Genomic DNA, 12924 nt, shown 5'->3' with positions numbered 1-12924 from the left:
GCCGCTAAAGCTAGAGAATAAAGAAAAGCAGAAGTAGCCTGTTTAGAATGTTTTACCTCATAGATGGAAAATTTTCATAATCATTCATATAATAACAAGAGATGAACTCTCTCTCGCAAAAGCAGAGAGAGTTTGCCTTGTTGTTCGTATAAAATGAAGTGGGGTCTTACTGCCCGCAAGCAGCAAGGTAATTGAGAAAAGTAATAGTAATTGCATAGAGGTGACCAAAATGGAATTAGTAGAAATTAGACAAGAACTAGAGAAAATGGCTAAGAGATTAGCGGCTTTTAGGGGGTCTCTTTGACCTCGCTGGAAAAGAAAAGCGAATTGCAGAACTAGAAGAAATTATGATGGGTGCAGGCTTTTGGGATGATCAAAAAAGTGCGCAAACAGTCATCAATGAAACAAATGCTTTAAAAGATATGGTTGGTAAGTTTAATACGCTTAATGAAACGTTTGAAAATCTAGAAGTAACGCATGAACTTGTGAAAGAAGAGTACGATGAAGAATTGCATGCGGAGCTTGAAGAAGAAGTAAAAACTTTATCTGCAGATATGAATGAATACGAACTTCAACTATTACTAAGTGAAGAATATGATAAGAATAATGCTATTTTAGAGTTACATCCAGGTGCGGGTGGAACAGAATCACAAGATTGGGGTTCTATGTTGCTTCGTATGTATACACGCTGGGCAGAAAAACGCGGCTTTAAAGTAGAAACGTTAGATTATCTTCCTGGTGATGAAGCGGGAATTAAAAGTGTTACGTTATTAATTAAAGGACATAATGCTTACGGTTATTTAAAAGCAGAAAAAGGCGTGCATCGTCTTGTGCGTATTTCGCCATTCGATTCATCAGGCCGTCGTCATACATCGTTCGTATCTTGTGAAGTTGTACCAGAGTTTAACGATGATATTGAAATTGAAGTGCGTACAGAAGATTTAAAAATAGATACGTACCGTGCGAGCGGTGCAGGTGGACAGCATATTAATACGACTGACTCAGCTGTACGTATCACACATATTCCAACAAACGTCGTGGTAACATGTCAATCTGAGCGTTCACAAATTAAAAACCGTGAACATGCAATGAAAATGTTGAAAGCGAAATTGTACCAACAAAAGTTAGAAGAACAACAAGCAGAACTTGATGAAATTCGCGGTGAGCAAAAAGAAATCGGATGGGGAAGCCAAATTCGTTCATATGTATTCCATCCATATTCCCTTGTAAAAGATCACCGTACAAATACAGAGATTGGGAATGTTCAAGCGGTTATGGACGGAGAAATTGACCCGTTTATTGATGCATATTTACGTTCTCGTATTTAATAAAGTGAAACTTCCATCAGTGGGAGGGTTTATCCCCGCAGATGGTTAGTTGAACCAATCGGGCTCTTATGGGCAGTTAACTCCCGCCTCTCTTCTTTGATTTCTCAGAATTATGAGGTGGGAGTTTTACTGCGCGTTAGTGCGGGATAAAGTGAAACTTCCATCAGTACGAAAAAAATGCCAACAGGTCGTTGGCACATACGTGAGGAAATGAGAAGTATGCCTTCTTTCTAGAGGGAGAGAAAGAGGAGAGAAGTTGCGAGGCAACTTCTCTTTTTGGTGGGTATAGTTGTAGCATACAAGCTTGTATATTGTTTTGTAAAAAGTAGAAAATAACAAAATGTTAGAAGTAATTGATTAAAAAAATAGGATGATTTTCATATCTTGTGTACGATGAAAACTCGTTATTTTGCATCATATCATTTGTTCACGAAATTGAAACAATTACTGAAAAGCATTATGCCTGTAAGCGTTTCTTCTCGTTTAGGGTAATATTGGTTATGCAGGGAAGTTTTGAAATTGCAGGGAAATCATTATAATGCTATTGAGGGGTTAATTAACAGCGAGGAGCGATATAGATGAAAAAGAAATTGTTGATGACTGTATTAGGTGCATCAGTAGCTCTTACATTAGGCGCATGCGGGACAAAGGAAGAAAGTAAACCTTCTAGTCCTAGTCAAGAAGCAAGCACAGATAGCGCTGAAAAAATATTCCAAAAAAGCTGTGCAGGATGCCATGGTAATGATCTAAAAGGATTATCCGGACCATCGCTAGAAAAAGTGGGCGGAAAATATTCAGAACAAGATATTGAAAAAATTATCGCTAAAGGCCGCGGTATTATGCCAGCTGGTGTAATCCAAGGTGAAGACGCGAAAAAAGTAGCAACATGGCTATCTGAGAAGAAATAAGAACGAAAAGCGGAGCCGATTGTTCAGCCCTGTTGGCTAAGGTTCTTGCACACAGAAGGTGTTTTTTACCTTCTCGTGTGCAAGGTTCTTAGACATGAGGGGCTAGGAGGCAGAGCTGGACAGAAAAGAAGGGCCATTCTTATGCGGCAGCCTTCAGCCATCGCTGTATGAAATTCAAACAAATAAGACCTTTTTGCTTGGTAATAGAAGGTCTTATTTGTTTGTGTCATGTCATATATTCTATGCTATGTAACACAACTGTAACAAACTTGTATCCGAATTGGAAACCGAATAATGGTACAATGTAGGGCGTAGTGTCTTTTGTAGAATTTTGAAGAAAAATTTTTACATACATAAGAAGCAGAAATAGCGATTATTTAGAGACGCAGCAAGAGCTTGAATACTGCGATTGCTATAGCTAAACAACCAAGAGTATAAAGTGTCGAAAAAAATCATTAATATTGGGTGATAAATAATGATAACAATGACGAATGTTTATAAGGAGTATCCAAATGGCATGAAAGCCGTTAATGGACTCACAGTTAAAATTAAGCAAGGTGAATTTGTATATGTAGTAGGACCGAGTGGAGCCGGGAAATCTACATTTATTAAAATGATGTATCGTGAAGAGAAACCAACTACAGGTTCTATTAATGTAAATGGTTTAGTAATTGAATCGTTAGCAGAGCGCGATGTACCGTATTTCCGTCGCCAGCTAGGCGTGATTTTCCAAGATTTTAAATTGCTTCCGAAGTTAACTGTATATGAAAATGTTGCGTTTGCTTTAGAAGTAATTGAAGAAGAGCGAGACGTGATTCGTGAGCGTGTTATGGAAGTGTTAGGTCTTGTAGGTCTTGAGGATCGTGCTGAGGCATTGCCAAGTGAGCTTTCTGGTGGTGAACAACAACGTATTGCAATTGCTAGAGCGATTGTAAATCGTCCGAAGGTTGTAATTGCCGATGAACCAACAGGTAACCTTGATATGGATACAGCGATGGATATTATGAATATTTTCAAACGCATTAATGATCGTGGTACAACAATTATTATGGCAACGCACAATGCGGATATTGTAAATACAATTCGCCATCGTGTAATTGCGATAGAAGATGGAAAGATTGTTCGAGACGAGATTGAGGGAGGATACGGATATGAAGACTAAAACCCTTAGTCGACATTTACGAGAAGGTGTCAAAAATTTATCCCGTAATGGATGGATGACATTTGCTTCTGTAAGTGCAGTAACAGTTACATTACTGCTTGTAGGTGTCTTTTTAACAGCAATTATGAATATGAACCATTTTGCAACGAACGTAGAGCAAGATGTAGAGATTCGTGTACACATTGATCCAGCGGCTACGAAAGAAGATCAAAAGAAATTAAAAGAAGGCATTTCAAAGATTTCGAAAGTCGATACTATTACATTTTCTTCTAAAGATGAAGAATTAAAAAGATTGATTAAAAGTTTAGGAGATAGCGGGAAATCATTTGAGCTATTTGAGCAAGATAATCCGTTAAAAGACGTATATGTTGTAAAAGCAAAAGAACCAACTGATACAGCAAGTATTGCAAAGCAAATTGGAAAAATGCAATTTGTAAATAAAGTACAATACGGACAAGGTGAAGTAGAAAAATTATTTGATACAGTAAAAGCTGGTCGTAATATTGGTATTGTATTAATTGCTGGTCTTTTATTTACAGCAATGTTCTTAATCTCTAATACAATTAAAATTACAATTTATGCACGAAGCACAGAAATTGAAATCATGAAACTTGTTGGAGCGACAAACTGGTTTATTCGTTGGCCATTCTTATTAGAAGGGTTATTCTTAGGTGTACTAGGGTCGATCATTCCAATTATTGTGATTTTAAGTTCATATAATTCACTTCAAGTTATGTTTAATGAGAAATTTAACGGAACAATTTTTGAGTTGCTTTCATATAGCCCGTTTGTTTTCGAGCTATCTGCATTATTAATGCTGATCGGTGCATTAATCGGTATGTGGGGAAGCGTTATGTCAATCCGTCGTTTCTTAAAAATATAAGCGTAAAAAGTTGCAAACATATTTCGTACAAGCTTATCATATAGTAGAAATAGATAAAGGCATCGCACAATGTGTGATGCCTTTTCATACACCATTGTGTGTTCGGAAAGGGGAATTCCGCATTGAAACGTAGAGTTGCGATTATTGGAATGATTGTTGCGTTTTTAGTTGGCGCCGGCGGAATGTTTGCAGGTATGTATTGGCTTGGAAATGGCTCTTACACAGTGCAATCAATTACAGGGAAAGATGCCAATGTAAAACAAGCGGATTTGGATAAAATTCGCGAAGCGTATGCACTAATTGATTCACGTTATGTTGAAGATGTGAAAGATGACAAGCTTGTTGAAGGGGCTATTCAAGGGATGCTTGCAACGCTGAAAGATCCATACTCTACATACATGGATAAGAAAACAGCAACGCAATTTGAGCAATCGCTTGATCCAGAGTTAGAAGGAATTGGTGCTGAAGTAAACAAAACGGATGATAAGTTAATGATTGTTTCACCGATTAAGGATTCTCCAGCAGAAAAAGCTGGTCTTAAACCGAATGATCAAATTTTATCAGTCGATGGAAACAGTGTAAAAGATTTATCCCGCGAAGAAGCAGTTATGAAAATTCGCGGAAAGCAAGGAACAACGGTTACGCTTGAGGTAAAACGTTCCGGAGTTAGTGATCCGTTAACATTTAAAATTAAGCGTGATAAAATTCCGATTTTCACTGTATTTAGCTCTGTGAAGAAAGAGAATGGGAAAGACATTGGGTATATGCAAATCACATCATTCTCTGAAAAAACAGCAAAAGAGTTTAAAGATCAATTGAAAGATCTTGAAAAGAAAAATATACAAGGGCTTGTTATTGATGTACGTGGAAATCCAGGTGGTTATTTAACGAGTGTCGAAGATATTTTAAAAGTGTTGATGACAGACAAAAAGCCAATGCTTCAAATAGAACAACGTAATGGCGAAAAACAAAAGTTCTACACATCATTAAAAGAGAAGAAACCATATCCTATTTCTGTATTAGTCGATAAAGGCAGCGCATCTGCTTCTGAAATTTTAGCAGGAGCTTTAAGTGAAGGAGGAGGTTATCCTCTTATTGGTGAGAAAACATTTGGTAAGGGAACTGTTCAGCAAGCTGTACCGTTTACGGATGGCAGTAACATTAAACTAACGATGTTTAAATGGTTAACACCGGACGGCAATTGGATTCATAAAAAAGGAATTAAACCGACGGTTGAAGTGAAGCAGCCTGATTATTATTATGCAACGCCAATTCAAATTGAAAAAACGTTGTCCTACAATGATAACGATGACCAAGTGAAGCATGCACAAGAGATGTTAAAGAGTCTTGGATATGAACCAGGGCGTGAAGATGGCTATTTTAGTAAAGAAACAGAAGCGGCTGTGAAAGCATTCCAACATGCAAGCGATATGGATGCAACGGGCCAGCTTGATAAAAAAACAGCAGAAACAATCCAAAACAAAATTGTTGAAAAAATTCGTTCTGGTGAAAACGATCTGCAGTTACAAACAGCTTTAAAATTAATGGCGAAATAAAGTTCAACTTAACCATCAGTGGGAGATGAAAAAACTCCACTGATGGAAGGTAAAAAAATATACAGGCTTACGCAGCCTGTATATTTTTTTATGTGTTAAACAAACGTTTGATTAATTGTGATAAGATAAAATAAAACTTCCATTTTTGGGGGGCATATCCTACATAATGGAAATCAAATTCTTGTAGGCAGGAAATCTCACTGCCCATTAAATACAGGAAGAAATGAATTATACTATAAATGGTGGTGAATCGTTTCGTGGAGGCTTGGTCGTTAGAAGTTGTGAAGGCAATTGTGCGTTTTTTTGCACATCCTGCTTTGTATATTTTCTTTATAAGTAGCTTTTTAGTTGGATATTTACGAGTATTACGAGAACGAAAAGATTTTTCTTTTAAAGTGTATGATGTTTTGTATGAAATACGTACATCTGCATTCGCAGGAATTGGCTTTGGACTCATTCTATCATTGATTACAGTTGGAATGGGGCTTGTTATCTCAGAAGCAAATATATTTATGATCGCAATTTGGACGGTATTATTTGCTCTTATTGTTCAATATAGATACTTATCTCCTGCATACACATTCGGCATTGCAATTGCAGCGACGTTATTATCTTCAAAATTACCATTCTCCTTCTTGCAGCTTCGCCAAGGAGAAGAGAGCAGTGTCGTGTCATTAGCGATTTTACTTGGACTTATGTTAGTTGTGGAAGGTTTGCTTATTTCTAAGAACGCAGCGAACTATTCGACGCCGAAATTACGAAAAGGAAAACGTGGTTTAAATATTGGACTGCATGAATCCAAAAGATTATGGTTAGTACCGCTATTTGTTCTTGTACCAGGTGACGCCATAACGCAATTTGTGTCTTGGTGGCCAGTTGTGTCTGTAGGGTCGCAAAAGTTTTCTTTATTCTTACTTCCATTTTTAATTGGATTTACGAGAACGATTAAAAGTTTTGAGCCAAAAGGAGCGTTGCTATTTACAGGTCGTCGTGTATTTGGACTAGCTGCAGTTGTTCTTCTATTAGGAATAGCAAGTTATTGGTGGCACACACTAGCAATTGTGGCCATGGGAGCAGCAATGCTTGGACGTTTGACGATTACTGTACAAGAACGTTTACAGGATGAAAAGCGTCCTGCATATTTTTCCTCTCGTGATCAGGGCTTAGTCGTATTAGACACAATTCCAGGTACAGCTGGAGCAACGATGGACTTGATACCTGGGGAAATGATTGTGAAAGTGAATGGAATCATTCCGACCAATGTAGACGAGTTTTACAATGCTCTGCAATCAAAAACAACAGGTGCTTTTTGTAAAATGGAAGTTGTTGATATGAATGGTGAACTTCGTCTTGTACAACATGCGATTTATGCAGGAGAGCATCATGAACTGGGTCTTATTTTTGTAGAACAAGAACATAAGTGGGATACGGAAGTTGTGTGATGCTGTGAGTTTTCATAATTAACCGGAATTGTTTCAAAACTAACCGAACCTTTTTCGCAATTGATTGATAAGGATGGAAATTATTGTGTAAGGGTTCTGGTGTGAACAATATAGAGATTAAAAATATAAGTGTAGATTACTAACGTGATCTCATACTATGCGGTGAAATTGAATAGTATGAAATCAGTGTATGTGTTTTTGGACAGACTTCTCATTTTGAAAGGTCTGTCCTTTTTTATTCTTTTTATCGCTTCCAGCCAGCATTCATTTCGCTGTTTAATTTAATAGATTTTTTACAAGGGTCTTGCGATTTTGCATCAGAACTAATATAGAGGTAGGGTATCGAAAATTATTGTTAGATTCATAATGTATCAATTTTTTCATCATTTCCGTTTCATTGTACGTTAAAGTTCATGTTTCAATCTAGTAATGAAGTTCTTACAGATTTGAGAATAATGTTTTCCCTCTGAATGCACCCATGCAAAATAGACATCTTGCTGTTTAGGAATTTCAAGTTCAATCATTACAATGTCTTTTTTTAGTAAAGTAGATTCACTAGCAAAAGAATAATCGGGACCAACAGTGATAGCTAATCCGTCTTTAATCGCTTTTTGGATGGCATCTGTATTGTTAGTGGTAAAAAGAATATCAGCAGGGCCATATGCGGCTGCAAATTGGCTCATAAACCATTCAACGTAATCATCTTTGTATAAAACTAGAGAATGGGTTAACAGTTCTTCGGGAGTAATGGATTTGTTAAATGCTAAGGGTGAATTACTGTTGACTCCAATAACCATTTTCCCTTTTAACAATGGTTCAAACAATAATCCATTATTTTTATGGATAATGTCTTCAAATAGAATAATTAGACCTATGTCAATCTTATGTTGACGAATATCATCTAGTATTTCCTGTGAACCTTTTTCAAATATCTCTATTTTTACATTTGGATAATCCTTTTTAAAATTTGTTACTGTATGAACCAATAAGGACATAGGACCTGGAATTGTTGCAATTCTTAGTTCACCACGTACAGTATTTGCGAACCCGTGAGCCTCATCTTTTAACTCTTGAAGTTTCTCTAGTGTTTCAGCGGCCTTTTTAATAATAATTTTTCCTTCAGCGGTAGGGATTGTACCTAATCGAGAACGTGTAAACAATGATATCCCTAGTTCTGCTTCCAATGCTGAGATAGATTGACTGATAGCAGATAATGTGACATGCATATTTTGTGCTGCAATGGTTAAAGAACCTGTATTTGTGACCTCAACAATATACTCTAATTGCTCAATGTTCATATAAACACGACCTCTTTTATTAAGTCTTACTTAAGTAATGGTAAGTATGTTTTAATAATATTTAATGTATAGAAGTGTTACAATTATTGCAACAAATCTTATAGTGTATAGGAGGGAAAGTTACGATGACAAGAAGAGTTGCTGTAATTACAGGTGGAGGAAGTGGAATTGGTCGACACACATGTATCAAATTTGCAAGAAAAGGGGATCAAGTGGTAGTCGCTGATGTGAATGAAGCAGGCGGAAAAGAAACTGTAGAAATCATTAAAGCTGAAGGTGGAACAGCTATTTTTGTTAAGACGGATGTTTCACAATACGAGGAAGTAGAAAATCTAGTTCATATTGCAGTAGAAACGTATGGCCGAATTGATATTATGTTTAACAATGCTGGAATTGGCGGGGCAGGTCCAGTGCTTAATCAAAATATGGATCGCTATGAGAAAGTAATTGGGGTTAATCAACATGGTGTTGCCTATGGAATTATAGCAGCAGGAAAGAAAATGAAAGAATTAAATATAAAAGGTGTCATTATAAATACAGCTTCTGTTTTTGGATTCTTAGCTTCTCCAGGTACATTTGCATATCACGCAACAAAAGGTGCTGTTATTATGATGACAAAATCTGCAGCTCTTGAATTAGCTGAATACGGAATTCGTGTAGTAGCGGTAGCACCAGGGGTTGTTGATACACCTATTCTTCATGGATATAACGATAGTATGATTGAATCTATGAAAACGAAGGTTATGGGCAATGAGTTAACGAATCCAGAAGCACTTGCTGATGTAGTCTACCTTCTTTCATTAGAAGAAGCAGATGCTATTAATGGGAGTGTAGTAATGGCTGACCATGGATATGCTTCATTTAAATAATGAACATAAATGTGATTTTTCTAGTTTTTAAATATAAATACACGTAATATTTTTTGAATATTACGTTAAATCATTTTGTTTATGATCCAAATGTCCACGATAGAACGTATAAATTTTTCGGGCTTTCATCAATGGACATAAAAAATTTCCACTGATGAAAGTTTCACTTTATTAAGGAAAGGATTTTTTTACATGAAAGGGACTAGCAATATTCCGCAGCCTAAAACTTTCGGGCCACTTGGCAATTTACCGTTGTTAAAGGGAGAGGAACCTATACAATCAATTTTAAAGCTTTCGTATGAGTATGGACCAATTTTTCAACTTGAATTGCCTGGAAGGACTCGTACCATTGTTTCTAATCATGAATTAGCGGCAGAGGTATGTGATGAATCTCGTTTTGAAAAGAGCGTTGGAACCGCTTTGCAAAATGTTCGTGCATTTACTGGAGACGGGTTATTTACGAGCTGGACAAACGAACCAAACTGGCATAAGGCACATAATATTCTCCTTCCTAGTTTTAGTCAACAAGCTATGAAGGGATATCACTCTATGATGGTTGATCTTGCTGTGCAATTGGTTCAAAAGTGGGAGCGTCTCAATCCTAATGAAAGTATTGATGTACCAGAAGACATGACACGTCTTACGCTAGATACGATTGGGTTATGTGGATTTAATTACCGTTTTAATAGCTTTTATCGTGATACTCCGCATCCTTTTATTACTAGCATGGTTCGTTCGCTTGAAGAGGCCATGAATCAATCTCAACGTTTAGGTATACAAGATAAATTAATGGTTATGAAGAAACGTCAATTTAAGCAAGATATTCAATCTATGTTTGATTTGGTAGATAATATTATTGCAGAGCGTAAAGAAAGTGATAATCGAGATGGGGATGACTTACTAGCTCATATGCTGAATGGGAAAGATCCGCAAACAGGTGAAATGTTGGATGATGAAAATATTCGTTTTCAAATCATTACTTTTTTAATAGCCGGACATGAGACGACTAGTGGTTTATTGTCATTTGCACTATATTTCCTTTTGAAAAATCCGGATAAGCTTAAGAAGGCATATGAAGAAGTAGATAGAGTTTTAACGGAGCCGATTCCTGCATATGGTCAGGTTCAAAAACTGAAATACATTCGTATGATTCTCAATGAGACATTGCGTTTATGGCCAACAGCGCCAGCCATTTCACTTTGTGCAAAAGAAGATACACTTCTTGGTGGAAAGTACCATATAGAAAAGGGAAGAGAGGTTACAGTTCTCATACCAAAGCTTCACCGTGATACGAGTGTATGGGGGGATGATGTTGAAGATTTCCGACCTGAGAGATTTGAGAATATTGAACAAATCGCTCCGCATGCATATAAGCCATTTGGGAATGGACAAAGAGCTTGTATTGGACAGCAATTTGCACTTCAGGAAGCTACCTTAGTATTAGGTATGATTCTTCAACATTTTGAAATTATCAACCATACAGACTATCAATTAAAAGTTAAGGAAACATTAACTTTGAAACCAGATGGATTTACTATGTGCGTCAAGCCGCGTAATAAAAAAGTTACCTTCGCTGTTTCTGATTCAAAAGTTACGGTGCCAACAGAACAAGAAGTAAAACATAACTTTAAAACTGTTGTCGATTCGCATGATACACCGCTACTCGTACTTTATGGATCAAACCTTGGAACAGCGGAAGGACTGGCACGAAAACTTGCTGACACTGCTCGCTTTCAAGGATTTGAGAGTGAAGTGGCGCCGCTTGATGAGTATACTGAAAAGCTTCCTAGAGATGGAGTCGTATGTATTATTACTGCTTCATACAATGGTAATCCACCTGATAACGCAAAGGAATTTGTCCATTGGATAAGCGAGTTAGAAGACGAAACTCTTAAAGGAGTAAATTATGCTGTTTTTGGATGCGGCGACCGTAATTGGGCTAGCACATATCAACGTATTCCAAGATTGATTGACGAACAATTGGTCTTAAAGGGTGCGACTCGTTTGACTATACGTGGCGAGGGTGACGTGAGTGAAGACTTTGAGTTCCAATTTGATGAATGGCAAAATCAGCTATGGGAAGATGTAGCAAAAGCTTTGAATTTAGAAGTTAATAAAAATGAAAAACGTTCAGAAAATAAACTGAAATTACAATTTGTTAGCGAATTGACAAGTACGCCTCTGGCGAAAACGTATAATGCACTTTCAGCGTATGTTATAGAAAACCGTGAACTTCAAACAGAGGAGAGTGCACACAGTACGCGCCATATTGAAATTACTTTACCGGAAGGTATTCAATACCAAGAGGGTGATCATTTAGGAGTCTTACCACAGAATAGAACAGATCTTGTAGAACGTGTTTTACAACGATATAGATTAAGTGGGAAAGATGTTCTTCTTCTGAGCGGAAATGATCACAGCATTGCACATCTTCCTTTAGAGCAGTCTGTGTGTGTTTATGAATTGCTTGCAAATTATGTTGAATTACAAGAGCCGGTGACACGGACGCAACTTCGTGAATTAGCAGCACATACTGTTTGTCCGCCTCATAAACGAGAGTTAGAAGATCTTTTAGAGGAAGATGCATACAAAACAAATATTCTTCAAAAACGTACGACTATGCTTGATTTACTTGAGAAATATCCTGCTTGTGAATTGCCATTTGAAAGGTTTGTAGAACTTCTTCCACCGCTAAAAGTACGATACTATTCAATTTCTAGTTCACCGCAAATTGTTTCGAATCGTGCGAGTATCACGGTCGGTGTTGTAAGAGGACTATCATGGAGCGGGCGTGGTGAATACTTGGGAGTTGCTTCAAACTATTTGGCCGAGCGCCAAGTAGGGGATACTATCGCATGTTTTATCCGTAATCCACAATCAGGGTTTCACTTGCCGGAAAATCCTGAGAAGCCAATTATTATGGTTGGACCTGGAACAGGAGTTGCTCCATTCTTAGGATTTTTGCAAGCACGTCGCGTTCAAAAGCAAGAGGGGCATAAATTGGGAGAAGCACATTTGTATTTTGGCTGTCGTCATCCTGAACAGGATTATCTGTACCGTGAAGAGCTAGAACGTGCTGGGGAGGATGGATTAGTCATGCTTCACACAGCATTCTCTCGTTTAGAGGGGCAACCTAAAACATACGTACAACATCTTATGAAGCAGGATGCAGAAAAATTAATTCGTTTGCTTGATGAGGGTGGTCAACTTTATGTATGTGGAGATGGAAGTCGAATGGCTCCAGATGTAGAGAGAACTTTATGTGAAAGCTATCAAGTTTATCACGGTGTTGATGAGCAGAAAGCAAAAGGTTGGCTAGATCATTTGCAACATGAGGGAAGATATGCAAAGGATGTTTGGGCAGGTATATAAATTTTATTTTTTTATTTGATGGTGATATGGCGGTAGCTCATTAATATAAATATCGTAAAAAACCTAGTTATTCATTTATGTGTTCTTCATATTGGATAGCTAGGTT

9 protein-coding genes are annotated in these 12924 nt (G+C 37.3%); 8 read left to right on the top strand and 1 reads right to left on the bottom strand.

Going from position 1 to position 12924, the window contains the following annotated elements; genetic code table 11:
- The first annotated feature begins 229 nt into the window (after positions 1-229).
- From prfB to AB1284_RS21160, 6 genes are all read left to right on the top strand, one after another.
- Positions 230-1328 (top strand): peptide chain release factor 2 gene (gene prfB, locus AB1284_RS21185; RefSeq protein WP_429753118.1). Its coding sequence is split into 2 segments (ribosomal slippage): positions 230-301 and positions 303-1328, totalling 1098 coding nucleotides; the frame shifts between segments, so codons are not numbered across the junction.
- 578 nt (positions 1329-1906) lie between these two features.
- Positions 1907-2236 (top strand): cytochrome c551, encoded by a 330-nt coding sequence (cccB, locus tag AB1284_RS21180; protein ID WP_429753119.1) that lies wholly within the window; start codon positions 1907-1909, stop codon positions 2234-2236.
- Positions 2237-2711: 475 nt separating this feature from the next.
- Entirely contained in the window at positions 2712-3398 is a 687-nt protein-coding gene (gene ftsE, locus AB1284_RS21175; RefSeq protein ID WP_429753120.1) for a cell division ATP-binding protein FtsE, read from the top strand.
- Positions 3388-4281: a permease-like cell division protein FtsX gene (gene ftsX, locus AB1284_RS21170; protein WP_429753121.1), complete on the top strand. Its 894-nt coding sequence runs from the start codon at positions 3388-3390 to the stop codon at positions 4279-4281. The genes ftsE and ftsX overlap by 11 nt, the downstream gene beginning before the upstream one ends.
- Positions 4282-4403: 122 nt before the next feature.
- Complete coding sequence (locus AB1284_RS21165) at positions 4404-5837, top strand: S41 family peptidase (protein ID WP_429753122.1); 1434 nt, start codon at positions 4404-4406, stop codon at positions 5835-5837.
- A 239-nt stretch (positions 5838-6076) separates the two neighbouring features.
- Positions 6077-7279, top strand: a complete 1203-nt coding sequence (locus AB1284_RS21160) for a PDZ domain-containing protein (RefSeq protein WP_429753123.1) — start codon at positions 6077-6079, stop codon at positions 7277-7279.
- 404 nt (positions 7280-7683) lie between these two features.
- Here AB1284_RS21160 and AB1284_RS21155 read toward each other — a convergent pair whose 3' ends face one another.
- On the bottom strand, positions 7684-8577 hold the full coding sequence (locus AB1284_RS21155) for a LysR family transcriptional regulator (RefSeq protein ID WP_429753124.1): 894 nt from the start codon (positions 8575-8577) through the stop codon (positions 7684-7686).
- Between the two features lie 125 nt (positions 8578-8702).
- Between AB1284_RS21155 and AB1284_RS21150 the strand changes: the two genes are divergently transcribed.
- Together AB1284_RS21150 and AB1284_RS21145 are read left to right on the top strand one after the other, a co-directional pair.
- A complete protein-coding gene (locus AB1284_RS21150; protein WP_429753125.1) occupies positions 8703-9446 on the top strand; it encodes an SDR family NAD(P)-dependent oxidoreductase in 744 nt (247 codons plus the stop codon).
- Between the two features lie 192 nt (positions 9447-9638).
- Positions 9639-12818: a bifunctional cytochrome P450/NADPH--P450 reductase gene (locus AB1284_RS21145; protein WP_429753126.1), complete on the top strand. Its 3180-nt coding sequence runs from the start codon at positions 9639-9641 to the stop codon at positions 12816-12818.
- The last annotated feature ends 106 nt before the right edge of the window (positions 12819-12924 follow it).

The sequence above is a fragment of the Bacillus sp. S2(2024) genome (assembly GCF_050474045.1).
GTDB classification, from domain to species: domain Bacteria; phylum Bacillota; class Bacilli; order Bacillales; family Bacillaceae_G; genus Bacillus_A; species Bacillus_A yunxiaonensis.
The sequence above is the reverse complement of the archived record's forward strand: the minus strand, read 5'-3'. Positions and strand labels throughout refer to the sequence as shown.

Excerpts from the sequence above, each read along its gene's own strand:
- cccB (WP_429753119.1), top strand. The coding sequence starts at position 1,907 with ATGAAAAAGAAATTGTTGATGACTGTATTAGGTGCATCAGTAGCTCTT.
- ftsE (WP_429753120.1), top strand. The coding sequence starts at position 2,712 with ATGATAACAATGACGAATGTTTATAAGGAGTATCCAAATGGCATGAAA.
- ftsX (WP_429753121.1), top strand. The coding sequence starts at position 3,388 with ATGAAGACTAAAACCCTTAGTCGACATTTACGAGAAGGTGTCAAAAAT.
- AB1284_RS21160 (WP_429753123.1), top strand. The coding sequence starts at position 6,077 with ATGGTGGTGAATCGTTTCGTGGAGGCTTGGTCGTTAGAAGTTGTGAAG.
- AB1284_RS21155 (WP_429753124.1), bottom strand. The coding sequence starts at position 8,577 with ATGAACATTGAGCAATTAGAGTATATTGTTGAGGTCACAAATACAGGT.
- AB1284_RS21150 (WP_429753125.1), top strand. The coding sequence starts at position 8,703 with ATGACAAGAAGAGTTGCTGTAATTACAGGTGGAGGAAGTGGAATTGGT.
- AB1284_RS21145 (WP_429753126.1), top strand. The coding sequence starts at position 9,639 with ATGAAAGGGACTAGCAATATTCCGCAGCCTAAAACTTTCGGGCCACTT.